Source organism: Rhodanobacter sp. OR92 (genome assembly GCF_000427545.1).
GTDB classification, from domain to species: Bacteria; Pseudomonadota; Gammaproteobacteria; order Xanthomonadales; family Rhodanobacteraceae; genus Rhodanobacter; species Rhodanobacter denitrificans.
The window spans coordinates 46,376-72,772 of record NZ_ATYF01000001.1; the positions used below are offsets into that span (position 1 = coordinate 46,376).

At 69.2% G+C, this 26,397-nt stretch carries 25 protein-coding genes and 1 tRNA gene; 15 read left to right on the forward strand and 11 right to left on the reverse strand.

All coding sequences use genetic code 11. The features are described from left to right. Positions 1-31 precede the first annotated feature (31 nt). The 3 genes from RHOOR92_RS0100245 to RHOOR92_RS0100255 all read right to left on the reverse strand — a co-directional run bounded on the left by RHOOR92_RS0100245 (position 32) and on the right by RHOOR92_RS0100255 (position 5,900). Positions 32-2,038, reverse strand: coding sequence for an alpha/beta fold hydrolase (locus RHOOR92_RS0100245; RefSeq protein WP_007509186.1), 2,007 nt, complete (start codon positions 2,036-2,038; stop codon positions 32-34). Between the two features lie 147 nt (positions 2,039-2,185). Beyond that, positions 2,186-4,489, reverse strand: coding sequence for a transferrin receptor-like dimerization domain-containing protein (locus tag RHOOR92_RS0100250; RefSeq protein ID WP_007509183.1), 2,304 nt, complete (start codon positions 4,487-4,489; stop codon positions 2,186-2,188). A gap of 4 nt (positions 4,490-4,493) precedes the next feature. Next, positions 4,494-5,900, reverse strand: a complete 1,407-nt coding sequence (locus tag RHOOR92_RS0100255; protein WP_015448103.1) for a hypothetical protein — start codon at positions 5,898-5,900, stop codon at positions 4,494-4,496. Positions 5,901-6,122: 222 nt separating this feature from the next. On the opposite strand from RHOOR92_RS0100255, the gene RHOOR92_RS0100260 reads away from it, so the two are divergent. The 5 genes from RHOOR92_RS0100260 to RHOOR92_RS0100280 all read left to right on the forward strand — a co-directional run bounded on the left by RHOOR92_RS0100260 (position 6,123) and on the right by RHOOR92_RS0100280 (position 9,268). After that, positions 6,123-6,896, forward strand: coding sequence for a class I SAM-dependent methyltransferase (locus RHOOR92_RS0100260; protein WP_007509179.1), 774 nt, complete (start codon positions 6,123-6,125; stop codon positions 6,894-6,896). Positions 6,897-6,995: 99 nt separating this feature from the next. Then, positions 6,996-7,181, forward strand: coding sequence for an oxidoreductase-like domain-containing protein (locus RHOOR92_RS19070; protein ID WP_007509176.1), 186 nt, complete (start codon positions 6,996-6,998; stop codon positions 7,179-7,181). 3 nt (positions 7,182-7,184) lie between these two features. Next, a complete protein-coding gene (locus RHOOR92_RS0100265; protein WP_007509173.1) occupies positions 7,185-7,673 on the forward strand; it encodes a GNAT family N-acetyltransferase in 489 nt (162 codons plus the stop codon). 135 nt (positions 7,674-7,808) lie between these two features. Further along, positions 7,809-8,333, forward strand: a complete 525-nt coding sequence (locus RHOOR92_RS18210; protein ID WP_007509171.1) for an Ig-like domain-containing protein — start codon at positions 7,809-7,811, stop codon at positions 8,331-8,333. A 221-nt stretch (positions 8,334-8,554) separates the two neighbouring features. Beyond that, positions 8,555-9,268 (forward strand): ion channel, encoded by a 714-nt coding sequence (locus RHOOR92_RS0100280; RefSeq protein WP_007509168.1) that lies wholly within the window; start codon positions 8,555-8,557, stop codon positions 9,266-9,268. A gap of 24 nt (positions 9,269-9,292) precedes the next feature. On the opposite strand, the gene RHOOR92_RS0100285 is transcribed toward RHOOR92_RS0100280, so the two are convergent. Beyond that, entirely contained in the window at positions 9,293-10,312 is a 1,020-nt protein-coding gene (locus tag RHOOR92_RS0100285) for an HDOD domain-containing protein (RefSeq protein WP_231378270.1), read from the reverse strand. Positions 10,313-10,621: 309 nt separating this feature from the next. Further along, positions 10,622-11,344 carry an rRNA pseudouridine synthase gene (locus tag RHOOR92_RS0100295; RefSeq protein WP_015448098.1) on the reverse strand — a complete coding sequence of 241 codons (723 nt, stop codon included), beginning with the start codon at positions 11,342-11,344 and terminating at the stop codon, positions 10,622-10,624. Between the two features lie 103 nt (positions 11,345-11,447). Between RHOOR92_RS0100295 and RHOOR92_RS0100300 the strand changes: the two genes are divergently transcribed. Both RHOOR92_RS0100300 and RHOOR92_RS0100305 read left to right on the forward strand, forming a co-directional pair. Then, entirely contained in the window at positions 11,448-12,446 is a 999-nt protein-coding gene (locus RHOOR92_RS0100300) for an LLM class flavin-dependent oxidoreductase (RefSeq protein WP_027489270.1), read from the forward strand. Positions 12,447-12,530: 84 nt separating this feature from the next. Beyond that, the gene (locus tag RHOOR92_RS0100305) at positions 12,531-13,388 is read left to right on the forward strand and encodes a PA4780 family RIO1-like protein kinase (protein ID WP_007509158.1); all 858 of its coding nucleotides are present in this window, start codon (positions 12,531-12,533) and stop codon (positions 13,386-13,388) included. 57 nt (positions 13,389-13,445) lie between these two features. On the opposite strand, the gene RHOOR92_RS0100310 is transcribed toward RHOOR92_RS0100305, so the two are convergent. The 3 genes from RHOOR92_RS0100310 to RHOOR92_RS0100320 all read right to left on the reverse strand — a co-directional run bounded on the left by RHOOR92_RS0100310 (position 13,446) and on the right by RHOOR92_RS0100320 (position 15,135). Continuing rightward, a complete protein-coding gene (locus RHOOR92_RS0100310) occupies positions 13,446-13,880 on the reverse strand; it encodes an FKBP-type peptidyl-prolyl cis-trans isomerase (protein WP_007509156.1) in 435 nt (144 codons plus the stop codon). 85 nt (positions 13,881-13,965) lie between these two features. Beyond that, on the reverse strand, positions 13,966-14,571 hold the full coding sequence (locus RHOOR92_RS0100315) for a cation transporter (RefSeq protein ID WP_027489271.1): 606 nt from the start codon (positions 14,569-14,571) through the stop codon (positions 13,966-13,968). Positions 14,572-14,577: 6 nt separating this feature from the next. Next, entirely contained in the window at positions 14,578-15,135 is a 558-nt protein-coding gene (locus RHOOR92_RS0100320) for a YaeQ family protein (RefSeq protein WP_007509152.1), read from the reverse strand. A 101-nt stretch (positions 15,136-15,236) separates the two neighbouring features. Between RHOOR92_RS0100320 and RHOOR92_RS0100325 the strand changes: the two genes are divergently transcribed. From RHOOR92_RS0100325 to RHOOR92_RS0100345, 5 genes are all read left to right on the forward strand, one after another. Further along, a complete protein-coding gene (locus RHOOR92_RS0100325) occupies positions 15,237-16,124 on the forward strand; it encodes an RluA family pseudouridine synthase (RefSeq protein WP_007509150.1) in 888 nt (295 codons plus the stop codon). Positions 16,125-16,214: 90 nt separating this feature from the next. Continuing rightward, entirely contained in the window at positions 16,215-18,218 is a 2,004-nt protein-coding gene (locus tag RHOOR92_RS0100330; protein ID WP_027489272.1) for an oligopeptide transporter, OPT family, read from the forward strand. Positions 18,219-18,369: 151 nt separating this feature from the next. After that, entirely contained in the window at positions 18,370-18,711 is a 342-nt protein-coding gene (locus tag RHOOR92_RS0100335) for a carboxymuconolactone decarboxylase family protein (RefSeq protein WP_007509145.1), read from the forward strand. A 68-nt stretch (positions 18,712-18,779) separates the two neighbouring features. After that, complete coding sequence (locus RHOOR92_RS0100340) at positions 18,780-19,850, forward strand: class I SAM-dependent methyltransferase (RefSeq protein ID WP_027489273.1); 1,071 nt, start codon at positions 18,780-18,782, stop codon at positions 19,848-19,850. After that, positions 19,847-20,548, forward strand: a complete 702-nt coding sequence (locus RHOOR92_RS0100345) for a pseudouridine synthase (protein ID WP_027489274.1) — start codon at positions 19,847-19,849, stop codon at positions 20,546-20,548. The genes RHOOR92_RS0100340 and RHOOR92_RS0100345 overlap by 4 nt, the downstream gene beginning before the upstream one ends. 7 nt (positions 20,549-20,555) lie before the next feature. Here the strand turns inward: RHOOR92_RS0100345 and RHOOR92_RS0100350 are convergent, their stop codons facing one another. Next, positions 20,556-20,888 (reverse strand): YkgJ family cysteine cluster protein, encoded by a 333-nt coding sequence (locus RHOOR92_RS0100350; RefSeq protein WP_007509138.1) that lies wholly within the window; start codon positions 20,886-20,888, stop codon positions 20,556-20,558. Between the two features lie 57 nt (positions 20,889-20,945). Next, on the reverse strand, positions 20,946-21,536 hold the full coding sequence (locus RHOOR92_RS0100355) for a DUF1415 domain-containing protein (RefSeq protein WP_027489275.1): 591 nt from the start codon (positions 21,534-21,536) through the stop codon (positions 20,946-20,948). Between the two features lie 753 nt (positions 21,537-22,289). On the opposite strand from RHOOR92_RS0100355, the gene RHOOR92_RS0100360 reads away from it, so the two are divergent. Both RHOOR92_RS0100360 and RHOOR92_RS0100365 read left to right on the forward strand, forming a co-directional pair. Further along, positions 22,290-22,949, forward strand: a complete 660-nt coding sequence (locus tag RHOOR92_RS0100360) for a transglycosylase SLT domain-containing protein (protein ID WP_155950182.1) — start codon at positions 22,290-22,292, stop codon at positions 22,947-22,949. 73 nt (positions 22,950-23,022) lie between these two features. Further along, the gene (locus tag RHOOR92_RS0100365) at positions 23,023-24,582 is read left to right on the forward strand and encodes a YdiU family protein (RefSeq protein ID WP_027489277.1); all 1,560 of its coding nucleotides are present in this window, start codon (positions 23,023-23,025) and stop codon (positions 24,580-24,582) included. A gap of 47 nt (positions 24,583-24,629) precedes the next feature. Here RHOOR92_RS0100365 and RHOOR92_RS0100370 read toward each other — a convergent pair. Beyond that, a tRNA-Arg gene (locus tag RHOOR92_RS0100370) sits at positions 24,630-24,706 on the reverse strand. A 154-nt stretch (positions 24,707-24,860) separates the two neighbouring features. Between RHOOR92_RS0100370 and RHOOR92_RS0100375 the strand changes: the two genes are divergently transcribed. Then, positions 24,861-26,396, forward strand: coding sequence for an aldehyde dehydrogenase family protein (locus tag RHOOR92_RS0100375; protein ID WP_027489278.1), 1,536 nt, complete (start codon positions 24,861-24,863; stop codon positions 26,394-26,396). Position 26,397: the final 1 nt, after the last annotated feature.

A 26,397-nucleotide genomic window follows, 5' to 3' on the forward strand; every position in this document is an offset into this window, starting at 1 on the left:
CCGGGCGGGCACGGGCCGCTCGGGTTGCGGCTCAGTGCACGGCTGCAGTGTGGCCAGCGTCGGCGGTGCCCGTCACGGTCACGCCCGGGCCGATGTTGGTGCCGAGGAACTGCGCCACCTTCGCGTACAGCTCGGCAGTGTGCGCCTCGTCGTAGAACCCGTGCATCTCGTCGGCCCGGTACAGCCATTCGTGCGCCACCTGCCGTTTCGTCAACGCCTCGTGCAGGTCCAGTCCCTGGACCGGCGGTACGCGCTTGTCCCTGCCGCCGACCACCAGCATCACATGGGCCTTCAGGGCATCAAGCTGGTTGATCGGCGAGTGCCGGGCCAGCGCGGCCAGGTCGTCGCCCAGTTGCCGCTTGAGGTAGCCCTCGCCATAGCTGGACTGCGGGATGTCGCCGCGGCGGTACATCAGCGGCAGGTCGTAGACGCCCACGTAGCCGATCGCGCACTTGTACAGGTCCGGTTCCTTCACGACGCCCTCGAGTGCGGCGTAGCCGCCGTAGCTGGCGCCGTAGATGCAGATGCGCTGCGGGTCGGCGATGCCTTGCGCGATGGCCCAGCGGGTGGCGTCGGTGACGTCGTCCTGCATCGTGCCGCCCCACTGGCGCCAGCCGGCATGCTCGTAGTCGTAGCCATAACCGCCGGAGCCGCGATAGTTCACCTGCAGCACGGCGTAGCCGCGGGTGGCCAGCGATTGCACCAGGGTGTCGTATTCCCAGCGGTCGCGTATGCCGAACGGCCCGCCGTGGACCAGCACCACCATCGGCAGGTGTTTCGCGCTTTCGTGGCCGGGCGGCAGGCTCAGGTAGCCGTGCAGCTTCATGCCGTCGCGCGCGGCGAAGTCGAAGGGTTCCTTGGCGGCCATCCGCTCCGGGTTGATCCACGACATGCGCGCGAGCAGGGGCGTCAGCTTGTGCGTTTTCGCGTCGTACAGCAGGAAGGTTCCCGGGTCGACGTCGGCCTCCACCTGCACCACGCTGCGGCTGCCGTCGCGGCTGCCGGAGACGAAGCGCACGCTCTCGCCGGGGAATTGCTTCATCAGGGCGAGCAGCGTCTGGGCGTCGGTCGACTGGCCGTCGAACAGCGCGGTGCCGGTACGTCCGTCCATGAAGCCCACGCCGAGGACGCTGTCCTCGGCCAGGCCCCGCAGCAGGTAGTTCGGCTCCACGGTGGGGTTGCTCCACACCACCGTCTGCGCCTGGCTCGCCGGGTCCCACCGGCAGATGCCGAAAGCGCCCTGGGCGGGGCAGGTGAAGTAGGCCGCCGTGTCGTCGCGGTTGAACGCGATCGGGATCGAGCGGTTCTTGCTTTCCGCGGCCAGCAGCTGCCAGCCGTCGCCGTCGACCGGGTGCTGGTAGACCTTGAGGTTGCCGTCGTTGTCCCAGCCGAAGGCAAAGCGCACCCGGCCGCGATGGTCGGCGACGAACTGCGTGCCGCGCATGGGTGCGACGATGAGCTGGTGCTTGCTGCCGTCGCGCACGTCCATGCGGTAGACCGCCGGCAGGCTCAGCTCGTGGCCGTCGCCCTCCCACGAGTTGATCGCCACCAGCACGTGGCGGGGGTCGTCCGCGATCGCGCTGATGAACTGGGCGCTGCCGTATTCCGCGGTGGCGCGCTGGATGTGCGAGCCGGTGCTCATGCCGGGTCGGCGGAAGCCGTACAGCATGCCGACGCCGTTGCCGTCGGCGTTGACCGCGAACAGTTCGCCGGTCGCCAGCGGCGCCGCGTAGCCGCCGACGCGCGTGCCGACCGAGTACAGCACCCGCGTCGGCGACGCCCACCAGAAGTCGGTGACGTCGTCGTCCTCGCGCGGGCGAACCAGCTTGCCCTTCATGTCGGACAGGTGGATCAACGCCAGCACGGTCTGTTCCTTCACCACGGCGGTGGCCGCCAGGTATTCCCCGTCCGGGGAGATCTTGACCGTCTCGTACTGGGCGTGCCGCGCCAGTTCGGCGAACGAGACCGGCTGCGCATGCAGCGCGGCGGCAAGCGGCAAGAGCAAGACCGCAACGAACCAGCGTCGCACCTTCATCATTGGATTCCCCTGTCGTGATCGTCGGGCTGCCGCTTGCGTGCCGCCCCGTTCCCCGGCAGCAGTTATAGCGACCCGGAGCAGCGGGGGCAATCCGGCGGGGGTGGCCCGGAACAGGCCACCCTCGACGCATGGCGCGGCCGCCGGCGGTTACCCCTTCAACAAGGCGGTCAGCCGGTCGAGTTGCGCGCGGTAGCGATCCAGTACCTTGGCGGTGTCCGCGGCATAGCGGTTCGCTTCGTCCCATCGACGCGACTCCAGCGCCTCGCGCACGCCGGGTACGGTTTTCACCTCGTAGCCGGTGAGCATGCCGGGGGCGTAGATCATGTGCTTGAACCAGGCACGGCCGGGCAGGCCGGACGGGTCGGTGAGACGCTGCTCCATGTTGCCGATCAGGCGATCCAGTTGCTGGCGCTGTGCGGCGGTCAGGTCGAAGCCGGTGGCGGCACGCTGGTCATAGGCGGCCTGGTAGGCCTTGGCGCTTTGCGCGAGCTGTTTCGCCGCCCGGTCGAGCGGGGCGAGCTCGATCGCCGGCATGTCGGAGTCGCGCGCCGGCGGAGCGACCGACCGGGTCGGATCGGCGTCGAGCGCGAATGCCTGGCTGTCCAGCAACTGGTGCTGCTGGGTGGTGGCCTTGCGGGTATCGTCCACCAGCTTGTGCAGCTCCCCGACATAGCGGCCGAGTGTGTCGCTGAAGTCGCCGAAGCGCAGCGGCAGCACATTGGCGTCGGCGCTGCGCAGCACGACGTGGCCAGCGACCTTGGCCAGTGCCACGCCGTACTCGAACGTCGGATCGCCGAAGCGCAGGTAATGGTCGAACGAGTCGTAGCGCGAGTGGTAGATGCCGCCGTTGTCGTCTTCGCCGCCGAAGCCGAGGTCCAGCGAGGCGATGCCGAGGTGTTCCAGGAACGCGCTGTAGTCGGAGCCCGAGCCGAGCGCCGCGATCGGCAGGTCGCCGCCGGCCGCCGCCAGTGTGGCGATGGCCTTGGCCTCCGGCTTGGCGTCCTTGTCGCTGCCGGCCACCCGCATGTGCGCGCGCAGGCGTTCGCGCACGCTGACGTGGGTTTCCGGATCGGCCACGCCGGCGGTCACCTGGTTGACCAGGTGCTGCAACGAGTGGCTGCCGCCGGCGCCAAGGAAGCCGCGGCCGTTGGTGTCGGAATTGACGTACAGCACGGCCTTGCGCTGGAGTTCGGCGGCGTGCGTCTCGGCCCATTCGGTGGAACCGATCAGGCCCGGTTCCTCCCCGTCCCAACTGGCGTAGACCAGGGTGCGCTGTGGCCGCCAGCCCTGCTTGAGCAGGCCACCGATGGCCTTGGCCTCGGCCATCATGGCGATGTTGCCGGCCAGCGGGTCCCAGGCGCCGAATACCCAGCCGTCATGGTGGTTGCCGCGCACGATCCATTGATCCGGCTCGGTCGAGCCCTTGATCGTGGCGATCACGTCGTAGACCGGCTGCTGCTTCCAGTCCGACTGCACGGTCAGGTGCACGTTCGCCGTACTCGGGCCGACGTGGTAGGTCAGCGGCAGGGCGCCGCGCCAGCCGGCCGGCGCCAGCGGACCGCTCAGCGCCTGCAGCAGCGGGGTGGCGTCGGCGTAGGAGATCGGCAGTACCGGGATCTTCAGGATCGTGCTGGCGTCTTTCAGCGCCAGCCGCTTGGCGCCTGGCGTGGAGCCCGTGCCGGGGGTCAGTGGATCGCCGGGATAGACCTGCATGTCGGCCACCGAGCCGCGCTGCACGCCCTGCGCCGGACGCCAGCCGCCCTGCGGGTAGGCGTCGCCTTTGGCGTAGCCGTCGTCGTGCGGGTCGGAGTAGATCAGGCAGCCGATCGCGCCATGCTGCTGCGCGAGCTTCGGTTTCAGTCCGCGCCAGCCGCCGCCGTAGCGGGTGAGCACGATCTTGCCGCGCACGTCGATGCCGCGCCGGGCCAGTTCCTGGTAGTCGTCGGGCATGCCGTAGTTGGCGTAGACCAGCGGCGCGCTGACGTCGCCGTCGGCGCCGTAGACGTTGTAGGGCGGCAGCACGCCGGCGAGACTGGAGGTGGCGTCGCCTTCGATGGCCGGCTCATGCAGTGCCGCAACATAGGGTTTGGGCCCCAGCAGCTCCAGCGCCACCTTCTTCGGCGTGGGGTAGAGCACGCTGAAGGTCTCGATGTGCGCATCCCAGCCCCATTCGCGGAACTTCGCCAGCATGAATTCGGCATTCGCCCGGTCGTGCGGCGAGCCGACCTGATTGGGCTGCGACGCCATCTGCTTGAGCCAGCTGCGCAGTTCGGCGGGATCGAGCTGGGCGTCGAAGCGCCGCTCGAGATCCTGTTGGGCCGTCGCTGCGCTGGTGCTGAAACCGAACAGGGTGCCCTCATCGGCGTGGCCGGGGGCGTTGGCGGCAGCTGCGGCGAAAGTCGCCAGCAGGCAGCCCAGGCTCAGCAGAGGCCGTATCGCGGATCGGGTCATAGGGTCATTCCCCCTGGGTGGTGGTGGATTCCGCCGGCGGCGGGTCGACGAGGCCGGATGACGGGGCCGCGTCGCCGTCGCGGATGGTGACGTCGTTGGCGAACAGCTGGTGGGCGTCCGCATCGGTGTAGGTCAGCCGGTACTTGCCGGGACGCAGGTAGAGCAGGCTGTGGGGTTCGATCAGCCCGTTGCTGATGCGGTCGCTGGTGGTGGGGTTCAACGGCAGCGGGTCGAGCACCAGGCGGTCGGCGGGTATCGCGTCGCTGCCTTCGCCGGCGTAGCGCGCTTCGACCATGCAGGGGTAGACATGGTTGCAGCGTTCGCCGCTGACCAGGTAAGGCTTGCGGCTGCCGCCGAGGTCCAGCCAGGTGGGGCGGCCGCGTTTGATTCGCTCGGGCGGGAAGAACACGCTGACGTCGTAGCCTGGGCGCAGCGACCACGGCTGCCCCTGCTTGTTCACGAACACGATCGGCGCGCTGGGCCGCAGCTGCTGCATCACCGGGGCGTAGTCGGGGTGGTCGTCGCTGGCCGACGGGTGGGGGTACAGCATGGTCTGCTCCACCGTGAGCGGGTCGATGCCGCTGAGCTTGTGCAGGTGCTCGGCCATCGAGGAGCCGCCCAGGTAGACGCCCGATTCCTGGATGTGCGCGTAGCCGGCGTTGACCACCAGTCGCGCCTGCGGGTCGTTCTTGAACACCTCGCGGTAGAGGTTGCGCGCCTGCTCGGCTTCGCGGGCGTCGCCGGTGGCCGCGGAGAGCGCCTCGTAGGCGACCACCTTGAAGCCGAGCTTCAGCGCGGTGCGCACCGTCTCGGCGTAGATCGGCTCCTCGGTATAGAAGCCGCTGTTGGCGACCGGATAACCGCGCGCCTGCAGCCCGGTATCGGTCTGATAGAGCGTCTCGGCGGCAAAATAGTTGAAACCCTCCGCACGCAGCTTGCCCAGCAACTGCACGGTCAGCGTGCGGGTGAGCGGGATGTTGTGCGCTTCATTGAGGAACACCGCACGGTAGTTCCTGGCCAGCTCGGGAATCGCGTCCAGCGCGGGGCGGGCGCGGTAGTCGGGGTTGCCGAGCGGCGAGGGGCGGTCGTCCGGCAGCGCCGGCTGCTTGATCGAAAAGCTGACCGCGGCATCCGGGTAATTGCCGACGAACGTCTGGTACCAGCTCAGGTACTGGCCGAAGATGATGTGGAACGCTGGGTCCGGGTTGGTGGCGTACGGATAGCGCATTACCCGGTACTGGGCCAGCAGGCTCTTGTGCTTGTTCGCTTCCTGCATGATCTGCTCGGACCTCTGCGCGGCGGCAACCTGTGCCGCCTGCCATTGCGAGGCCGACTGCGCATGGCCCGGCTGGCCGGAGAGGCACAGCCCCATCGCCAAGCCGAGTGCGGGGAGGAAGGGGCGCCTTGGCATCGGGTTCTCCGGATACGGTGTTCGGGAGGTCGTCTGGCGGTCTCGGGACACGCGCAGGCTGCCGCGTGCCGGATGTGCGTGCAACGGGCGGGCCCGGGGCGTGGCCACGGGTCGAGCATGCAGCATGAACCGCCGCGGTGCCCCGTGCCAAGCGGCACGGGGTCATCGGCGCGAATCGGGCGCACAATCGGGAAACCCTTGGCTCACTGAAGGAGTACGACCATGCGTCCCGCCATCCTTGCCGTGTTGCTTGCCGCCAGCCTTCCCGTCGTAGCCCTGGCCCAGACGGCGAAACCCCACCAGGCGGCGGTTTCCACCGCGGTGCAGAAAGCGCTCGCCGATCCCGCCCGCCAGACCGACCGCGCCGAGGACGCACGCCGCAAGGTGGCCCAGGTGATGGCCTTCGCCGAAGTGAAACCGGGCCAGAAGGTGCTGGAGCTGGTGCCGGGCAGCGGCTACTGGACGCGCGTGTTCAGCGCCGTCGTCGGCCCGCAGGGGCACGTCTACACGGTGTGGCCGGGCGAGATGGCGAAGTACGCCAGCAAGAGCCTTGCGCAATGGCAGAAGCTGGCCGCCACGCCGCACTACGCCAACGTCACCCTGTTGCAGCAGCCGGCGGCGCTGCTGAGCGCGCCGGAGCCGGTGGACCTGGTGTTCACCGCGCAGAACTACCACGACTATCACGACCCGTTCATGGGCCCGGTGGACATGGCCGGCTTCGACAAGCAGGTCTACGATGCGCTCAAGCCGGGCGGCCTGTTCGTGGTGATCGACCACGTGGCCCCGGCCGGCTCCGGTCTCGCCGACACCGACACCCTGCACCGCATCGACCCGGCCGTGGTGAAGCGGGAAGTGGAAGCCGCCGGCTTCGTCTTCGACGGCGAAAGCGACGCGCTGCACAACCCGGCCGATCCGCTCGACATCAAGGTGTTCGACAAGTCGATACGCGGCCATACCGACCAGTTCATCTACCGCTTCCGCAAGCCGGCGAAGTGATCCGCCGCGCCGCCGCCGCTTGAGTCGCGGCGGCGATCGGCGGCACCATCGTGCTCCAGGCGGGGTTGCCGCCCGGAACACGATGGTGCCCGGAGTGCCGTGAATCCCGTACCGCCCGCCCCGCCAAGCCCCGATCCAGCCGATCCGCCGCCGCAGCCGCCAAGCGAGCCGGACGCCGCCGATTGCTGCGGCGAGGGCTGCGTACGCTGTGTTTACGACGCCTACGAAGAGGCGCTCGAGCGTTACCAGACAGCCCTGGCAGCGTGGCGCGCCGGCCATCCCTGAAGCGTGTCTCCCCGCCACGCCACGGCCATCCACTACCGCCTCGCCAGCCCGGACGATGCGCTCGCGATCGGCCGGCTGGCACGCCGGGTGACGCGACGCTGGATCCTGCCGGAGCAGCCGGCCAGCGCGGCGGCGGCCCTGCTTTACGGCATGAGCGCACGGGTGATCCGCAAGAAGATCCTGGCCGGTCAGCGTTTCCACCTAGCATGGCAGGAGGACGGACGCCTGGCCGGCGTGGCGGCGATGCGCGACGACTGCCATCTGTTCCAGTTCTTCGTCAGCACCCGCATGCACGGGCGCGGCATCGCGCGCCAGCTGTGGCGGCGGGCGATGCGTGATGCGGTGCGGCGCGCCGGCACGCGGCGCTTCACCCTGAATGCCTCAGCCATGGCCGTGCCGGTGTACCGGCGCTTCGGCTTCGTGGACAGCGGGCTGCCGACGGTAAACCAGAGCGGCCTGGTGACCCAGCCGATGCAGTTGGAGCGGCACTGACCGGCAGTCCCGCGCCGGCGCCCGCGCGGCGGCTTCTAAGAACTTTGGTCATACCGTTGCCATCACCGGTCGCCTAGCGAGAGCGGCAGCAGCGGCAGCATCACGCTTGCTGCCACGGCCAGCGACGACATCGGCGTGACCCGCGTGGAGTTCTACGTCGATGGCGCGCTCAAGGGCAGCGACGCCAGCGCGCCGTACAGCCTCGCGCTGGATTCGACCACGCTGGCCGACGGCAGCCACAGCCTGGTCGCCAAGGCCTACGACGCGGCCGGCAACGTCGGCAGCAGCAGCGCGGTCGCATTCAGCGTCTCCAACGCCAGCGCGCCGGTGCAGCTGATCCTCAACGGCGGCTTCGAGAGCGGCACGGCCAACTGGACGCAGACCAGCGGCGTGATCACCAGCGACAGCAGCGAGCCTGCCCACGCCGGCAGCTGGAAGGCATGGCTGGACGGCTACGGCAGCGCGCATAGCGACTACGTGCGCCAGTCGATCAGCATCCCGGCCGGCGCGTCCCATGCCACGCTGGGCTTCCAACTGCACGTCGACACCGCCGAGTCCGGCAGCACGGCCTACGACAAGCTGCAGGTGCAGGTGATCGACTCCAGCGGCAAGTACGTCACCCTGGCCAGCTTCTCCAATACGGACGCCGCCAGCGGCTAGCAGGGCCACACGATCAGCCTGGACGCGTACAAGGGGCAGACCGTGCAGGTCAATTTCTACGGCGTGGAAGACGCCAGCCTGCAGACCTCGTTCGTGCTCGACGACGTCAGCGTCACCGCGCAGTGAAACCGGTGGCGGGAGGCGCGTCAGTGCCTCCCGCCGCAACGGCTTCGCGGTCTACACTGCAGCGGTCACGTGCCGACGGGTGCAAGGAGCGAGCCATGAGCGACATCGACGCGGGGGCATCCGCCGGCGGGATGCCCCGCTTCACCCGCTTGCGCTGGCTGGTGCGGATCATCCGGCACCCGTCGGCGATCCTGCTGCTGGTACAGCTGAGCGGCCTGCTGCTGTACCCGTTCATCGAGCACACCCGTCCGGCGCGGGCGTTGTTCGGCGCGTTCGGCGTGCTGGTGCTGGGGCTGGCGATCTCGATGGTGCGGCGCACGCGCGGGCGCGCCTGGATCAGCGCCGGCATCGCGCTGCCGGCGGTGCTGCTCAACGTGCTCGACCTGACCCTGGACATGCCGCCGCTGCGGCCGTGGTGGGCAGCGCTGGAAGCCGTGTTCTATTTCTATGCGGCCGGCTGCCTGATCGCCTACATGCTGGGCGATCGCCGCGCCACCACCGACGAGCTGTTTGCCGCCGGCGCCACCTTCACCCTGCTGGTGTGGGCGTTCACCTATGTGTTCGTGCTGTGCCAGACGCTGCAGCCAGGCTGCTTCGCCGCCGCGGTGAACCCGCAGGCACCGCGTAGCTGGACCGAGCTGCTGTTCCTCAGCTTCGCGCTGCTTTCCAGCACCGGCATCGGCGACGTCATCCCGATCACCGTGCACGCCCGCGCGGCGGCCAGCCTGGAGATGTTCGCCGGAGTGATGTACATCGCGCTGGTGGTGTCGCGGCTGATCGGGTTGACCCTGCTGCGTCGCGGCGAGTGATCGTGGCGGCGGGCCGCGGATCGCTCAGGCGTCCGGGAAATGGCGCTGCAGGTCCTGCCGGCAGCGTGCCACCAGGTTCGGCGCAAAGACCTCGGGCCAGCCCTGGCTGAGGTCCGGGTCGTCGGCGAGTAGCTCGTGTTCGGCCAGCAACTGGGCCATCGCCAGCAGGTCGGCCACTGCCAGTGCGTTGCCCAGCGGCGAAGCCGCCGACCTCGGCGCCGCCTGCCGTTCCGCCAGCGCGTCGACCACGCGCAGCGGCAGCTCCCAGTGTTGCGCGACCTGCAGCGAGAGCCGCGCGGCGAGGGCGTCGCAACCGGCGAGGAAGCCGCGCGATGGTGGCTCGGCGTCGGCGGTCGGACCGATCCGGTCCAGCAGGCGTATCACGGCGCCGTCGCCGGCGTGGCAGACGATGCCCGCCAGGTAGGCCTCGAACGCATCGCAGCGGTGGTTGCGGCCGAGCCAGGCACAGGCGTGGGCGCAACGTTCGGCGTGATGCCACAGACGTTCGCCGGCGGCATGGCCGAACGCGCCGGCGTGGGCTTGCAGGATGGGTTTCATCACGTGCTGGGTGAGTACCCGCCGCAGCCCGTCCTGGCCCAGCAGCACCACCGCCTGCTGCAGGCTGGTGATCGGCTGCGCCGCACGGTAATGCACGCTGCCGGTGACACGCATGACCTCGCCGACCATCAGCGGATCGCGGCTGATCAGCCGGGCCAATTCGCCGCCGCCGGCGTTGTCGTTCTTCAGCGCGCGCAACAGCTGCGGCAACACCGTCGGCAGGCGCGGCAGGCTATGCATGTCGAAGCGGGAGCCGAGCAGTTCCAACTGCTTGAGCGTGGCGAGTTCGGCCGCATCGGCTTCGCTGGCGCGGCTGTCAGCAAGGCCGAGCACGAAGCGGTGGAAGCGATCCCGGATGTCCGCCAGCGGCGCCGCCGGGCGGGCCGCCGGCGTGGCCGGGGCTGCCCGCGCGAATGGCGCGGTGGCTGGCTGCGGGCGGCTTGCGCGTGCCGCGGGCTGTCGGCTGCGAAAAATGCGCCGCCACATGTTCCCCATGTTCCTCGTCCCCGCGTGCCGACTCCCGGGCAACCCGTCCCGGGCTATCGGCGCCCGGCGAGGAAAGTTTAGCCGGGAGGGCGCGGCGACCGGTCCGGGCCTACTTGTTCTTCTTCTTTTCCTGCTTGGCGGCCTTCTTTTCCTTCATGGTCTTGGCCGGCTTTTTCTTCTCGCTCTTCTTCGAATCCATGCCCTTGCTCATGCTGTTCTCCGCGCTGTGGTTGGCCGATGTCGACACCGGTTACGCGGGCAAGTCTAAGCGGTTCCGACGATGATGGGGCAACCCGGCGGGACGTGCGTTCAGATGCGTTCGTGCGGTGCCAGATAGCGCCATTGCCCCGGCGGCAGTTTCGCCAGCGGGATGCGGCCCACACGCAGGCATTTCATCGCCAGCACCTGCAGGCCGACCGCGTGGCACATCGGTTCGATCTGGCTCGGCTGCAAGACCTTGAACGCGAAGCGCAGGCGCTGCTCGCTCTGCCAGCTGACCTTGATCGGCGGCATCGCGTAGTTGTTGAAGCGCAGGCCGTGGTTGAGCAGGGCCAGTCCGTTCGGGATCAATGCACCGCCGACCTCGACCACGAACTCCTGTTCGATCCGCTCGATGTCCTCGGTGAGCTTGCGGGTGACGCGCCAGTCCTGGGTGAAGATCAGCAGGCCGCTGGCCTGGGTCGGCAGCGTCAACGGCGTGGCGAGCCGGTGCAGGTGGCGTTTCAGCGGACGCACGCCTGACGCGTCTTCCGCCCAGCGCGTCTGCGGGGTGACCAGCGCGCTGGCCGGGTTCGGGCCGTTGCCGGCGTCGTAGCCGGCGGGCTTGTGCAGCACCAGGGTGGCCGGTTCGGCGGGTGCCAGCTTGGCCTGCGGGTCAAGTTCGACGTGCTGCGCGCCGACCATGAACTGCGGTTCCTCCACCACGACGCCGTCCACCCGCACCCAGCCGCCCTCGATGTATTGCTCGGCCTCGCGCCGCGAGCACTGGGTCAGCGCGACGACGCGTTTGGCGAGGCGGACGGGTTCGGTCATCGGGATGCCGCGGGAAGGAGTTGGGTCATTGTAGGCGCAGGCGCCGGTGGCAATCCGCGCGGCAGCCCCCACATCGTGGCGATCCACTTGGCGAGAGCCCGACATGATCCCGTTTTCCATCCTCGACCTGGCGCCGGTCATCGAAGGCAGTGATGCGAGCCAGGCGTTCCGCAATACGCTCGACCTGGCCCAGCTCGCCGAGCGGCTGGGCTACCGGCGCTACTGGCTGGCCGAGCATCACAACATGCCCGGCATCGCCAGCGCGGCGACGGCGGTGCTGATCGGTCACGTGGCGGGCGGCACCTCGACCATCCGCGTCGGCGCCGGCGGCATCATGCTGCCGAACCACGCGCCGCTGCAGGTGGCCGAGGCGTTCGGCACGCTGGCCTCGCTGTATCCGGGGCGGATCGACCTCGGCCTGGGCCGCGCGCCTGGCACCGACCAGCCGACCGCGAAGGCGTTGCGCCGCTACTTTGACAGCGCCGACGCGTTCCCGCACGACGTGCTGGAACTGCTCGGCTACTTCGAGCCGGCCCAGCCCGGCCAGCCGGTGCGCGCCGTGCCCGGCGCCGGCATCGAGGTGCCGGTGTGGCTGCTTGGCTCCAGCCTGTTCGGCGCGCAGCTGGCCGCGCGGCTCGGCCTGCCGTACGCGTTCGCCTCGCACTTCGCACCGGACGCGATGGACGAGGCGCTGGCGCTGTACCGGCGCGATTTCCGCCCGTCGGCACGGTTGCAGCAACCGTACGCGATGCTCGGCCTGAACGTGGTCGCCGCCGCCAGCGATGCCGAGGCGCGGCGCCTGTTCACCACCCAGCAGCAGAGTTTCATCAATCTGCGCCGCGGCCGGCCCGGGCTGATCCCGCCGCCGATCGACGACATCGAGTCGTACTGGACGCCACCGGAGAAGCTGATGGTGGAGCGGGCGCTGGCCTGCGCCGTGGTCGGCGCTGCCGATACGGTGAAGGATGGCATCGAGGCGTTCGTCGCGCGGCACCGGCCGGACGAATTGCTGCTCACCGCCAACGTGTTCGAGCACGCCGCGCGGCGGCAATCATTCGAGATCGCCGCGGCGGTGCGCGACCGGCTGTCGGCCGCGAACTGAGCGTGGTGGCCGCGAAAGCCCGGGCGAGGCCGCCGATCGGCCATAATGGGCGTTATTCCACGAAACCTTGAAGCTCCCCCACGCATGAAAACCCCCAAGGGCCTGCAGGACCTGATCGACGAAGGCGTGATCGATCAGGTGCTGCGGCCGCTGAAGAGCGGCAAGGAAGCGTCCGTCTACATCGTGCGTTCGGGCGAGGACGTCCGCTGCGCCAAGGTCTACAAGGACATGGCGCAACGCAGCTTCCAGGCGCGCGTGCAGTACCAGGAAGGCCGCAAGGTGCGTGGCAGCCGGCAGGCGCGCGCGATGGGCAAGGCCACCAAGTTCGGCCGCAAGGAGGCCGAGGCTGCCTGGAAGAATGCCGAGGTCGACGCGCTGTACCAGCTCACCGCCGCCGGCGTGCGGGTGCCGAAACCCTACGGCTACTTCAACGGCGTGCTGGTGATGGAGCTGGTCACCGATATGGACGGCCATTCGGCGCCGCGACTGGGCGAGGTGGAGCTGTCGGCCGACACCGCCCGCGACTATCACCGTTTCCTGATGCAGCAGGTGGCGCGCATGCTGTGCGTGGGGCTGATCCACGGCGACCTGTCCGAATACAACGTACTGGTGGGGCCGCACGGCCCGGTGATCATCGACCTGCCGCAGGCGGTCAGCGCTTCGGGCAACAACAATGCGCGCATGATGCTGCGCCGTGACGTGGGCAACATCACGATCAGCCTGTCGCGCTTCGCGCCGGAACTGCTGGACACCCACTACGGCGAGGAGATGTGGGCGCTGTACGAGCTGGGCGAACTGCACCCGGACAGCGAGCTCACCGGCCATTTCGAGTTCGACGAAAGCATCGCCGACGTGGACAGCGTGATGCAGTCGATCATCGATGCGCGCGAAGAAGCGATCATCCGCCAGCAGGGGCGCGAGGCGGCGGCGCGGGGCGACTGAGCGCCGACAGCCTCGGCTCTTCGTAGGGTGGGCAGTGCCCGCCCTCCCTGCAGAAAATCAGGGCGTGCTGACGTCGACCAGTTCCACGTCGAATACCAGTGAGGCGTTCGGCGGAATGTCGGCGCCGGCGCCGCGGGCGCCGTAGCCGAGCGCGGCGGGGATCAGCAAGGTGCGCTTGCCGCCGACTTTCATGCCGGCCACGCCCTGATCCCAGCCGTCGATCACGCGGCCGGCGCCCAGCGTGAAGTTGAACGGCGCACCGTGGTCGTACGAGCTGTCGAACTTGGCGCCGTGCTTGTCCTTCGCGTTCTCGTCATAGAGCCAGCCGGTGTAGTGCACCAGCACGTCCATGCCGGCCTTCGCCTCGGCACCGCTGCCGACCTTCTGGTCGATCACGGTGAGCTTGTCTACCTGTCCGCTGGCGTGCGCCGGCGGAGGCGTGCTGCAGGCGGCGAGGGCGAAGACGGCGAACAGGGGCAGCAACCAGCGCATGAGACGACTCCGTGGAGTGATGTGGCCGAATCGGCGATTATCGGGCAAACCGGGCGCGGCGTCGTGCGCCATGAACCGGCAAGGTTCACGCGTGCGGGCCGGTCGCCTCGCGATGCTCGCTGCGTGCGGCCTGCCAGATCTCGCGCGCCGCGTCGGCGTTCATCAGCATGATGCCTGCGCCGACGACCATGTCGGGCCACGCGGCATGCGTCATCGCGGTGGCTGCCCCGGCGATGATGATGGCGATGTTCGCGAGTACGTCGTTGCGCGCCGACAGGAAGGCGGCGCGGGTCAGGCTGCCGCTATGGTGGCGGAACCGCACGAGCAGCATCGCGCAGCTGAAGTTGACCAGCATCGCGCCAAGGCCGGTGGCCGTCAGCGGCAGCGGCGCCGGCGGGGCAGGCAGTTGGAACTTGCTCCACAACGCCCATAGTGTGGCGAGCGCGGGCACCAGCAGGATGGCGGCCAGCCCCATGCCCACACGCGCCCGCGCTTTCAGGCTCCAGCCGAGCGCGATCAGGATGAGCAGGTTGACCGAGGCATCTTCCAGGAAATCGACGCTGTCCGCGAACAGCGAGACCGAGCCGATCGCCAGCGCCACCGCGAACTCGACGCCGAAGTAGCCCAGATTGAGCAGCGCCACGATGCCCACGACGCGGCGCAGCGATCTGTCCGCGGCGTTCGCCGGCATGATCATTCAGTTCACTGTTTCGGTGGGCGCCATGCGCCGCAGCGGATCGACGGCGACCGCGTCGGTCTCGTTCATCAGCTGCAGCTGGCCGTCCTGGATCAGCGCCTGCAGACGCATGCCACGCTGCAGCAGGGCGACCAGTTCGGCCACGGTGGCGGCGGGGATGTCGAGCACGGTGAGGTTCTTGTTGCGGGCCAGTGCGCTGGCGTTCTTGTTCCACCAGATCTCCGCGGCGTTGCCGCCGTAGCTGATCACCACCACCTGGCGCGAGCGGCCGCAGGCCTTGCGGATGCGCGTCTCGTCGGGCTGGCCGACTTCGATCCACAGCTCGATCTCGTCGGTGTACGCCTTGCGCCATAGCGCCGGTTCGTCCTCGTCGCTGATGCCCTTGCCGAACTCGAGCCGCTCGTCGGCATGCAGCGCGAACGCGAGCAGGCGCACCATCAGCCGTTCCTCGGTCTCGGACGGGTGCCGCGCCAGGGTCAGCGCGTGGGTGGCGTAGTAATGCCGGTCCATGTCGCTGACCTGCAGTTCGACCTTGTAGATGGTGGAGTTGAGTGCCATGGGGGTGCCTTGAGACAACAGCCGACCATTCTACGCGCACGTGCCGCGCCGCTGCCCCGACCGAAGGAGGGCTCACCGGACGCCTTACACTGGCGATCAGCATGGACCCCTCGACGCCATCCTTCAGCCGCGATCCCCGTGCCAGCACCGTGCACCTGCCGCCGGGTGCCTGGGTCACCGTGCTCGACGGGCTGTGCGCGCTATTCGGCGCGATCGATCGCGCGCAATGGCTGGACCGCATCGCGCGTGGGCGCGTGCTGGACGGGCAGGGCATCGCGATCACGCCGCAGACGCCGTATCGCCCGGGCATGTGCATCCACTATTACCGCGAGGTGGCGGACGAGCGGCCGATCCCGTTCGTCGAAGCCGTGCTGCATGCGGACGCGCATCTGGTGGTGGCGGACAAGCCGCATTTCCTGCCGGTGACCCCGGCCGGCGGCTTCGTCGAGCAGACCCTGCTGCGCCGGCTGATGCACCGGCTGGGCAATTCCGACCTGGTGCCGCTGCACCGGATCGACCGCGCCACCGCCGGGCTGGTGCTGTTCTCGGCGAACCCGGCCAGCCGCGCGGCGTACCAGGCGCTGTTCCGCGAGCGGCGGATCGACAAGCGCTACGAGGCGCTGGCGCCGCCGTTGCCATCGCTGGCGTTCCCGCTGTCGAGGCGTTCGCGCATCGTGGCCGGGGAACCGTTCTTCCGCATGCGCGAGGTCGACGGCGAGCCGAACAGCGAGACGCGGATCGAGCCGATCGGGCGCGGCGAGGATGCGTGGCGCTATGCACTGTTCCCGGTCAGCGGCCGCAAGCATCAGCTGCGCGTACACATGGCCGCGCTGGGCGCGCCGATCGTGGGCGACACGTTGTATCCGGCGTTGGCTGACAAGTCCGCCGACGACCATGCGCAACCCTTGAAGCTGCTGGCGCGCAGCCTGACCTTCGTCGATCCGCTGTCCGGCGAGCGGCGGCATTTCGAGAGCCGGCTGGCGCTGTGACACGACGGCGCCGTTCGGCCGGAGGGATAACCCTCCGCGGCCATTCCACGCTATCTTCCACCGCAGCATCCATCCGGGGGAGAGCCATTCGTGAGTGCAAAACCTTTGTCCAGCGTCACGCCGCGCACCGAGTTGACCGCACGCGGCCTGATCATCGGCGTCGTGATCACCCTGGTGTTCACCGCGGCGAACGTGTTCTTCGGCCTCAAGGCCGGCCTGACCTTCGCCACCTCGATCCCGGCGGCGGTGATCTCGATGGCGATCCTGCGCGGGTTCAAGGACTCCACGATGCAGGAGAACAACATCGTGCAGACGGTCGCCTCGTCGGCCGGCACGCTGTCGGCGATCATCTTCGTGTTGCCCGGCCTGGTGATGATCGGCTGGTGGACCGGCTTCCCGTTCTGGGTGACGTTCGGCATCTGCGCCACCGGCGGCATCCTCGGCGTGATGTACACGATCCCGTTGCGCCGCGCGCTGGTGACCGATTCCGACCTGCCGTACCCGGAAGGCGTGGCCTGTGCCGAGGTGCTGAAAGTGGGCGGCGGCGACGACGCGGTCGCGGCGTCGGCCGAGAGCGGCAAGTCGGGCCTGTTCGCCGTCGCCGCCGGCACCATCGTCTCGGCGGTGTTCGCGGTGGTGGTCGCCACCAAGGTATTCGCCGGCAGCGTGGCGCAGTACTTCCATGTCGGCGACCGCGGCGGGGCCAGCGGTTATGACTTCAGCCTGTCGTTCGCACTGCTGGCGGTGGGCCACCTGGTCGGCTTGTGGGTCGGCCTGGCGATGCTGCTCGGCGCGCTGATCGCCTGGGGCTGGGCGGTGCCGCACTACACGATGCTGGCGGCAGCCACCGGCGCCGCCGCGGACATGGCGCAGGCGGCCTGGGGCACCAAGGTGCGCTTCATCGGCGCCGGCACGATCGGCGTGGCGGCGATCTGGACGCTGGCCAAGCTGGTCAAGCCGGTGATCAGCGGGCTTTCCTCGGCGATGGCGTCGTCGCGGGCGCGCAAGGCGGGGCAGGGCAGCACGCTGCCGCGCACCGAGCACGACATGCCGATCGGCATCGTCGGCCTGATCAGCCTGCTCTGCCTGCTGCCGATCGGCTGGCTGCTGGGTGACTTCAGCATCGCCACCGGGCTGGGTTCGCACCTGTGGCTGCTGGTGGGCGGCGGCCTGGTCTTCGTGGTGATCATGGGCTTCCTGGTTTCCGCGGTGTGCGGCTACATGGCGGGCCTGATCGGTTCGTCCAACAGTCCGCTGTCCGGCGTGGGCATCCTGGTGGTGATCATCGCCGCGTTGCTGCTGCTGGTGGCGGGCGTGAAGTCGGAGCTGTCCGGCGATGCCGGCAAGGGGCTGGTGGCGTTCGCGCTGTTCGCCACCTCGGTGGTGTTTGCAGTGGCGACCATCGCCAACAACAACCTGCAGGACCTGAAGACCGGCCAGCTGGTCGACGCCACGCCGTGGAAGCAGCAGGTGGCGCTGGTGGTCGGCGTGCTGGTCGGCGCCGCGGTGATCCCGCCGGTGCTGGACCTGCTGAACGAGGCGTACGGCTTCGCCGGCATGCCCGGGGTCGACCCGGCGCGTGCGTTGGCCGCACCGCAGGCGGGGCTGATCTCGGCGCTGGCGCAGGGCGTGATCCAGGGCAATATCGACTGGAGCCTGATCATTCTGGGCGGTGCGATCGGCGTGGCGCTGATCGTGCTGGACGCCGTCCTTGGCCGCACCACCAGATCGGCCGCGCTGCCGCCGCTGGCGGTAGGCCTGGGCATCTACCTGCCGACCTCGACCACGCTGATGATCGTGGTCGGCGCCGTCGTCGGCTGGTATTTCGACAAGCGTGCCGAGCGCGGCCCCAAACCCGAGTCGACCAGGCAGCTAGGCGTGCTGCTGGCCTCCGGCATGATCGTGGGCGAAAGCATCATCGGCGTGATCATCGCGGCGATCGTGGTGTTCTCCGGCAAGGGCGCGCCGCTGGCGCTGGTCGGCGACGGCTTCGGCACGGCGGCGATCTGGATCGGCGGCATCGCCTTCGTCGCGGTCAATGTGGCGCTGTACCGCTGGGTGGCCGGGCTGGGGCGGACATCGGCCACGGCGTAACCGGGTGATGTTCCCGGGGCAGGTGGCGGCGGCTCCGCCGCTTTTCCTGCCGCCGGGAAACCGCCCGCATGCGGATTTTACATCCGCTGGCGCAGCATCCCCGCCACGGTCGAGCGCGTCGCCCGGCCGCCACGACCGCGAGGAGAGTCCCATGCTGGATTGGCTGCAATACCGCAAGGAACTGCTGGGCCGCATCGGCGAAATCGGCAAGCTCAGCCCGGATACGGTGAAGGGGTACCAGACCCTGACCGATGCCGGCCAGAAGACCGGCCACCTGGACGCAAAGACCCGCGAGTTGATCTCGCTGGCGGTGGCGGTGACCACGCGTTGCGACGGCTGCATCACGGTGCACGTGGGCGAGGCGCTGAAACACGGTGCGACCCGCGAGGAAATCGCCGAAGCGCTGGGCGTGGCCGTGGCGATGAATGCCGGCGCGGCGCTGGTGTTCTCTGCCCGCGCGATGGACGCGGTCCACGAGCACAGCGGAAGCTAAACCCACTGGCCAGGTCCGGCCTGCCGCCACGTACAATGCCGCCACTGTTTCAAGGTGGAGGGAAAGACGTGACTGCTGGCGGGTTTTTCGCGGCTGCGCCGGATGCGGCGCTGGCGGCCCTGTTCGTGCCGTTCGAAGCCGGAGAGTTGCGCCTGCCGGCGGACGGCCGCGTGCTGTTCCTGCGTGCGCGCGCCGGGGTGGGCCTGCGCGAGATGGCGCAGCCCGGCTGGCTGTGCGAGCAGGGTTTCCTGCCGTTCGCCGACGAACTGGGTCGCAACGGCCTGCGCGTGGGCGAAGCGGCGGCCGATGAAAAATTTCCGCTGGTGTTGCTGCTGCCGCCGCGCCAGCGCGACGAGGCACGCGCGCTGTTCGCCCGCGCGCTGACACACGTGGCGCCGGGCGGCACGCTGCTGGCCGCGATGCCGAATGCCGAAGGCGCGAAGTCGGGCGAGGCGGACCTGGCGAAACTGGCCGGCGCCGTGCAGCACCTGTCCAAGCACAAGTGCCGCGCGTTCTGGAGCACGCTGCAGCCGGCCGACGTCGACCAGGACCTGCTGGCCGAATGGCTGGCGCTGGACGCGCCGCGCACGATCGTCGACGGCTACGTCAGTCGCCCCGGCCTGTTCGCCTGGGACCGCATCGACCGCGCCTCGGCACTGCTGGCGGAACATCTCCCGACGGACCTGCGCGGTCGCGTGGCCGATCTCGGTGCCGGTTACGGTTACCTTTCCGCGCAGGTCGTCGCGCGTTGTCCGCGGGTCGATGCGCTCGACCTGTACGAAGCCGAAGCGCGCGCGCTGGAACCGGCGCGGCTCAACCTGGCGCGGGCGCAGCGTGCATGCGGGCGCGAGGTGGCCGTGACGGTGCATTGGTATGACGTGACCCGCGGCCTGACGCAACGCTACGACGCCATCGTCAGCAACCCGCCGTTCCATCAGGGGCGCGCCGACCTGCCGGAACTGGGCCGCGCGTTCATCGTCAGCGCGGCCGAGGCGCTGCTGCCGGATGGCCGGCTGCTGATCGTGGCGAACCGGCATCTGCCGTACGAAGCCGTGCTGGCCTCGCGTTTTCATGAAGTGCGCACGCTGGTCGTGCGGGAAGGGTTCAAGGTGATCGAGGCGGTCGGAGTGCGCGGATGAAACTGGTCAAGCTGATTGCAAGCCTGGGCTACGGCAGCCGCAAGGACGTGGCCCAGCTGTTCCGGGCTGGCCGCATCACCGATGCCGCGGGCGAGGTGCTGTACGCGGACGACGTGGTGCCGTACGAGACCATCCGCGTCGACGACGAGCCGCTCGATCCGCCGCCGGGGCTCACGCTGATGATGCACAAGCCGCTCGGCGTCACCTGCTCGCGCAAGGACCCGGGCCGGGTGGTCTACGACCTGCTGCCGCCGCGCTACAACGTGCGCTCGCCGGCGCTGTCCACGGTGGGCCGGCTCGACCGCGACACTTCCGGCCTGCTGCTGTTCACCGACGACGGTGCGTTGCTGCACCGGATCATCTCGCCGAAGGCGCAGGTGACCAAGGTCTATGAGGCCACCCTGGCGCAGGATCTGCGTGGCGACGAAGGCGAGCTGTTCGCCAGCGGTACGCTGCTGCTGGAAGGGGAAACCACGCCGCTGGCACCGGCCGCGCTGGAGCTGCTGGGGCCGCGGCATGCCCGGCTCAGCGTCACCGAAGGCCGCTACCACCAGGTGCGTCGCATGTTTGCCGCCGCCGGCAATCACGTGGAGACGCTGCAGCGGGTGTCGATCGGCGCCCTCACGCTGGACGGCTTGCCGCCAGGCGAATGGCGCGCGCTCGATGCCGGCGAGGTTGCGCTGATCTTCGCGCCGTAGCGCGCTCCTACATCACATGCACCGCGGTGGGAATGGTGTTGCCGAACCACTTGTGCCGCTCGTCGCGGCAGCTCGGGCTACCCATCGCGAACTTGCGGCAGATGGTGGGGCGGTTCTCGTAGATGGTGCAACGGAAGGTGTTCGGATCCAGCGCGGCGCACCAGCCGTCCTCGCCCTTGGCCAGGGTCGCCATGCCGTGTTCGTCGTGATCGACCAGCCAGGCGGGTACGCGGTCTTCCGGCATCAACACCACGGTGAGGCGGCAGCACACGGCTTCGCAAGTCGTGCATTGCACGCTGGGGTCGACGCTTTCGGCGTAGGGGTCGGGGATTTTTTTCACCCGCCAGTGTGACAGCTTCGCCCGGCGCGAATGTGAACTCCGGGTGGGTTGCCGTGTTCAATCCGTGTCGTCGCGCCACAGTGCCTGCCAGCCGTCGGCGCCCAGCCGTTGCAGCGTCTCGATGTTGCGCCGGTAGATGCTGTCGGTGTCGCTCATCGTCTCCATCGCGCTTTCGACGCTGGATTCGCGCAGCAGATGCAGCGTGGGATACGGCGAGCGGTTGCTGAGGTTCTCGACGTCGTCCGGCGCGCTGTCGGCGAACTGGTAGTCGGGGTGGAAGCTCGCCACCTGCCATTCCCCATCCAGCCCCAGCGCCTGCACGGCGGCGTCGGCCACGTCGAGGAAGTCGTTGTAGTCGAGGAAGTCGCCGAGCACGAACGGGTGGATCAATAGGCCGGTCTCGCACTCGTCCGGCGTCAGCGCGTTGAGCGACTGCAGTTCGCCGCAGAGGTCGTCGAGCAGCGCGTCGGTGTCGCGCGCGTGGCTCACCCGCAGGCGCAGCTTGCCCTGCACGTACGGGGCGCGGGCGAACGGGCACAGGTTCAGCCCGATCACCGCGCGCTCCAGCCAGCGCGTGGTGGCGGCGAGGTAGGGCGCGTCCTCGGGTCGCGCGTCGGCGTTGAGGTGGTTGGCAGGCGTCGGGTTCATGCGGTTTTCGCAGGTGGCGGCAGCCGACTATAGCGGCTGGCTGGCGCACCGGTCCGGGTATGCCGTGCTGATGGCCGCGCGCAAACGTGCTGTGGCCGGATACGGGAACTGGTTCCGCAAACCTGATTTAATGGCGAGCCCCGGCACCGGCAAACTGGCCGCGACCGCGCCCTTGAACAGGATTCCCACGTGGATGGTTCCACCCCGACGACCGCAGATACCTCGCACGGCGAAAGCCGCAGGTACGCGGGGGTCGATGGCAGGCATCCGGCCGCGAACCCCATGACGGTGCGCAGCATCCCGCGGAAACCGGGTCGCGTGTATCTGATGGCGCCGGTGCGCTGGAAATCCGGGGCTTCGTCGGCACGCCGTCCCGTCGCCCCGCCGGTCGTGATGCAGGCGCCGGCGCAGTGGGCCCATTCGCGGCGCGCGCCCGGCCGGCTGTCCTCGCGCGCACCGCGTCCGGCGGCGGAACGCTGGCTGCTACCTCCCACGTGGCCGCTGGACGGGTGGCACGTGGCGGCAGCCGCCGGCATGCGCCGGCTCGTCGGCACGTGGATCGCGCGGTGGGCACAGCTACGCGTGCCTTCGTGGCCGGAATGGGCGAAGGCGTACCGGCACCGACTCGTGGCCGCGGGCGCCATCGCCGGCGTTGCCCTGGTATTGCTGCGCATCGGCACGCCGCATTCCCATGCAGGAGCCGCGCCAGCCCAGGCACGGGTTGCCGCTGCGCCGGCGAGGCCGGTACAGGCCATGCACGCAGCGTCCTTGCCGGCCGCGCCGGCGCCGACGCTGGCAAGCCCATCGGCGTTTTCGTCGACCGCCCGTTCCGGACCCGCGGAAACTGGTCGCAAGCTGCTGTCCGACGTCAGCACGATGGACCTGATGATGCCGATCGAGGAGCCCGACCTGGACATCGCGTCGCGGGACAGCCTGTGGTCGCAGGTCGGCAAGGCCTCCGGTGTCGATCCGCTGCTGCTGTACAGCGTCGCCCTGGTGGAATCGAAGGCGCTGTACCCGGACGGCAAGGTCGCGCCCACGCCGTGGCTGTTCCGCGTCGACGACCATCTGGTGCGCGGCGAACGCCATGACGTGCAGCTGGCGATGGCGGCGGCGAGCCAGTTCGGTTCGGCCGTGCAGGACGTCGGCATCATGCAGGTCTACTACCCGATGCACCGGGACGCGGTGCGCGATCCGCTGACCCTGCTGAATCCGCGTACCAACATCACCGTGGCCGCGAAGATCCTGCGCGACGGCATGCGCCAGACCCGCGACCGGGTGCTCGGCGTGGGCTACTACCACAGCCACACGCCGAGCCTGGCCAGGGATTACGGCACCGCCGTGCTCACCGTCTACCAGCGGCTGCAGGCGATCCATCGCCCGGCCCACCGCGGGCAGGCCGTGGCGCGCTAGCCGCGGCGCGGCCTTGCATCGAACCGTTGGCGCCCGGATATAGGCTGTGGCTATAGCTCCCTGAGGTGGCCGGATGTTCGATCTTCGTTTCGACAATACGTTCGTGCGCGAGCTGGCCAGCGACGCGGAGCAGGGCGCGCGGCGGCGCCAGGTCGAGGGCGCGCTGTACTCGCGGGTCGAGCCCACGCCGGTGGCGGTGCCGCGCCTGCTGGCGCATTCGGCGGAGATGGCGGCTGCGCTCGGCTTCAGCGCGGTGGACGTCGCCACGCCGCAGTTCGCGCAGGTGTTCGGCGGCAATGCGCTGATCGAGGGCATGCAGCCGTACGCGGCGAACTACGGCGGTCACCAGTTCGGCCACTGGGCCGGGCAGCTTGGCGACGGCCGCGCGATCTCGCTGGGCGAAGTAGTCAACGAAGCCGGCGAGCGTTGGGAACTGCAGCTGAAGGGCGCCGGCTTGACGCCGTATTCGCGTGGCGCGGACGGCCGTGCAGTGCTGCGTTCCTCGGTGCGCGAGTTCCTGTGCAGCGAAGCGATGCACCACCTGGGCGTGCCCACCACGCGCGCGCTGAGCCTGGTCGGCACCGGCGAAACGGTGCTGCGCGACATGTTCTACGACGGCCACGCCGCACCGGAACCCGGCGCGATCGTCTGCCGCGCGGCGCCCTCGTTCATCCGCTTCGGCAACTTCGAGCTGCCCACCTCGCGCGGTGACGTCGCGTTGCTGCGGCAACTGGTCGAGTTCACCCTCCGCCGCGACTTCCCGGAACTGGAGGGCGAGGGTGAGGTGCGCTACGCGGCATGGTTCCGGCAGGTGTGCGAGCGCACCGCCACGATGGTGGCGCACTGGATGCGGGTGGGCTTCGTGCACGGGGTGATGAACACCGACAACATGTCGATCCTCGGCCTCACCCTCGACTACGGCCCGTACGGCTGGGTCGACGACTACGACCTGGACTGGACCCCGAACACCACCGACGCGCAGCGCCGCCGCTACCGCTACGGCCAGCAGCCGAACGTGGCGTGGTGGAACCTGAGCTGCCTGGCCGGCGCGCTGGCGCCGCTGTTCGACGGCGTCGGACCGCTGGAAGCCGGGCTGCAGCACTACGCCGCCACCTATGCCGCCGCCGACCGCGCCAACGTCGCCGCCAAGCTGGGCCTGGCCGAGTGCCGCGACGACGACGTGGCGCTGATGCAGTCGCTGCAGGCGTTGCTGCAGCAGGCCGAGATCGACATGACGCTGTGGTTCCGCGCGCTGGCTGACCTCGACGTGCAGGCGCCCACGCTGGCGCCGTTCGAGGGGGCGTTCTACGACGAGGCGAAGCGGCGCGCGGCCGAACCGGAGCTTGTCGACTGGCTGGCCCGCTATGCGGCACGGCTGGCCGACGATCCGCTGGCGCCGGAGCAGCGCCGCGAACGCATGCGCCTGGCCAACCCGCGCTACGTGCTGCGCAACTACCTGGCGCAGCAGGCGATCGACCGCGCGGAGCAGGGCGATGTCGCCGGCATCCACGAACTGCTCGACGTGCTGCGCCATCCCTACGACGACCAACCTGGCCGCGAGGCATTTGCGCAGAAGCGCCCGGACTGGGCTCGGCACAAGGCCGGCTGCTCGATGCTGTCGTGCAGTTCCTGAGCCGGATAGCACGAAGGCCGGCATGGCCGGCCCTCGCTTGCGGTAACTGGTGCCCTCGAGACGATTCGAACGTCCGACCTGCCCCTTAGGAGGGGGCCGCTCTATCCAACTGAGCTACGAGGGCAGCGGCGGGATTTTCGCATGGATCGCATGGCGGTGCGATCAGATCGGCCACTTGGCGCAGGCGGGGCGGGAGCGGGGCGGCCGGCCTGTTAGAATGAGCAATTGCCGCCTTCCCTTCACGGCGCCTGCGGGCACCGCACGTCCAGGAGACACCCATGTCCCATGCAATCCTCAGCGCGCTCGGCCTTTCCGGCGAGCAGTCCGGCAGCTATCTCGGCCAGGGCGAGTGGTCCAAGACCACCGACGCCGGCGCGCTGCAGCCGGTGAACCCGGCCACCGGCGAGGTGCTCGGCACCGTGCACGCGTCCAGCGCGGCCGACTACGAGGTGATCGTCCAGCGCGCGCAGGAAGCGTTCAAGGTGTGGCGCACCACGCCGGCACCGCGTCGCGGCGAGGCGGTGCGGCTGTGCGGCGAGGCGCTGCGCAGGCACAAGGACGCACTGGGTTCGCTGGTCGCGCTGGAGATGGGCAAGATCAAGCCCGAGGGCGACGGCGAAGTGCAGGAGATGATCGACATCGCCGATTTCGCGGTGGGCCAGAGCCGCATGATGTACGGCGCCACCATGCACTCGGAGCGCCCGGGCCATCGCATGTACGATCAGTACCATCCGCTGGGCCTGGTTGGCATCATCAGCGCGTTCAACTTCCCGGTCGCGGTGTGGGCGTGGAACGCCATGCTGGCCACCATCGCCGGCGACATCTGCATCTGGAAGCCGTCGCCGAAGACGCCGCTGTCGGCGATCGCCACCATGAAGATCTGCAACGAGGCGCTGAAGGCCGGCGGCTTCCCCGACCTGTTCTTCCTGTTCAACGACGCCGGCAGCGACCTGGCGCAGGCCTTCGTCGACGACAAGCGCGTCGCCCTGATCAGCTTCACCGGCTCGACCAAGGTCGGCCGCATGGTCGGCGAGCGCGTGGCGCAGCGCATGGGCCGCTCGCTGCTGGAGCTGGGCGGCAACAACGCGATCATCCTGGACGAGACGGCCGACCTGAAGCTGGCGATTCCCGGCATCGTGTTCGGCGCCGTCGGTACCGCCGGCCAGCGCTGCACCACCACGCGCCGCCTGTTCGTGCACGAGTCGATCTTCGACGGCGTGCTCGAGACGCTGGTCAAGGCGTACCAGCAGGTCGAGGGCAAGATCGGCGATCCCACCCTGGCCACCACGCTGATGGGGCCGCTGAACAGCGCCGAGGCGGTGCAGGGTTACCTGGCCGCGATCGAGAAGGCCAAGGCCGCGGGCGGTACGGTGCGCACCGGCGGCAAGGCACTGACCGAGCGCAAGGGCAACTTCGTGCTGCCGACCATCATCACCGGGCTGAAGAATTCGCACGAAGTGGTGCAGGCCGAAACGTTCGCGCCGATCCTCTACGTGATGCCGTTCAAGACCATCGACGAGGCGATCGAGATGCAGAACGACGTGCCGCAGGGCCTGTCCTCGTCGATCTTCACCAACAACCTGCGCGCGGGCGAACAGTTCCTGTCGGCGGCCGGTTCCGACTGCGGCATCGCCAACGTCAACATCGGCACCTCCGGTGCGGAAATCGGCGGCGCGTTCGGCGGCGAGAAGGAAACCGGCGGCGGCCGCGAATCCGGTTCGGACGCGTGGAAGGTCTACATGCGCCGGCAGACCAACACCATCAATTACTCGAACGCATTGCCGCTGGCGCAGGGCATCAAGTTCGACCTCTGAC

What these genes read in the sequence shown, in the direction of transcription:
- RHOOR92_RS0100245 (WP_007509186.1), bottom strand. Translation starts at nt 2,038, where the DNA reads ATGATGAAGGTGCGACGCTGGTTCGTTGCGGTCTTGCTCTTGCCGCTT.
- RHOOR92_RS0100250 (WP_007509183.1), bottom strand. Translation starts at nt 4,489, where the DNA reads ATGACCCGATCCGCGATACGGCCTCTGCTGAGCCTGGGCTGCCTGCTG.
- RHOOR92_RS0100255 (WP_015448103.1), bottom strand. Translation starts at nt 5,900, where the DNA reads ATGCCAAGGCGCCCCTTCCTCCCCGCACTCGGCTTGGCGATGGGGCTG.
- RHOOR92_RS0100260 (WP_007509179.1), top strand. Translation starts at nt 6,123, where the DNA reads ATGCGTCCCGCCATCCTTGCCGTGTTGCTTGCCGCCAGCCTTCCCGTC.
- RHOOR92_RS0100280 (WP_007509168.1), top strand. Translation starts at nt 8,555, where the DNA reads ATGAGCGACATCGACGCGGGGGCATCCGCCGGCGGGATGCCCCGCTTC.
- RHOOR92_RS0100285 (WP_231378270.1), bottom strand. Translation starts at nt 10,312, where the DNA reads ATGTGGCGGCGCATTTTTCGCAGCCGACAGCCCGCGGCACGCGCAAGC.
- RHOOR92_RS0100295 (WP_015448098.1), bottom strand. Translation starts at nt 11,344, where the DNA reads ATGACCGAACCCGTCCGCCTCGCCAAACGCGTCGTCGCGCTGACCCAG.
- RHOOR92_RS0100300 (WP_027489270.1), top strand. Translation starts at nt 11,448, where the DNA reads ATGATCCCGTTTTCCATCCTCGACCTGGCGCCGGTCATCGAAGGCAGT.
- RHOOR92_RS0100305 (WP_007509158.1), top strand. Translation starts at nt 12,531, where the DNA reads ATGAAAACCCCCAAGGGCCTGCAGGACCTGATCGACGAAGGCGTGATC.
- RHOOR92_RS0100310 (WP_007509156.1), bottom strand. Translation starts at nt 13,880, where the DNA reads ATGCGCTGGTTGCTGCCCCTGTTCGCCGTCTTCGCCCTCGCCGCCTGC.
- RHOOR92_RS0100315 (WP_027489271.1), bottom strand. Translation starts at nt 14,571, where the DNA reads ATGCCGGCGAACGCCGCGGACAGATCGCTGCGCCGCGTCGTGGGCATC.
- RHOOR92_RS0100320 (WP_007509152.1), bottom strand. Translation starts at nt 15,135, where the DNA reads ATGGCACTCAACTCCACCATCTACAAGGTCGAACTGCAGGTCAGCGAC.
- RHOOR92_RS0100325 (WP_007509150.1), top strand. Translation starts at nt 15,237, where the DNA reads ATGGACCCCTCGACGCCATCCTTCAGCCGCGATCCCCGTGCCAGCACC.
- RHOOR92_RS0100335 (WP_007509145.1), top strand. Translation starts at nt 18,370, where the DNA reads ATGCTGGATTGGCTGCAATACCGCAAGGAACTGCTGGGCCGCATCGGC.
- RHOOR92_RS0100345 (WP_027489274.1), top strand. Translation starts at nt 19,847, where the DNA reads ATGAAACTGGTCAAGCTGATTGCAAGCCTGGGCTACGGCAGCCGCAAG.
- RHOOR92_RS0100355 (WP_027489275.1), bottom strand. Translation starts at nt 21,536, where the DNA reads ATGAACCCGACGCCTGCCAACCACCTCAACGCCGACGCGCGACCCGAG.
- RHOOR92_RS0100360 (WP_155950182.1), top strand. Translation starts at nt 22,290, where the DNA reads ATGCACGCAGCGTCCTTGCCGGCCGCGCCGGCGCCGACGCTGGCAAGC.
- RHOOR92_RS0100365 (WP_027489277.1), top strand. Translation starts at nt 23,023, where the DNA reads ATGTTCGATCTTCGTTTCGACAATACGTTCGTGCGCGAGCTGGCCAGC.
- RHOOR92_RS0100375 (WP_027489278.1), top strand. Translation starts at nt 24,861, where the DNA reads ATGTCCCATGCAATCCTCAGCGCGCTCGGCCTTTCCGGCGAGCAGTCC.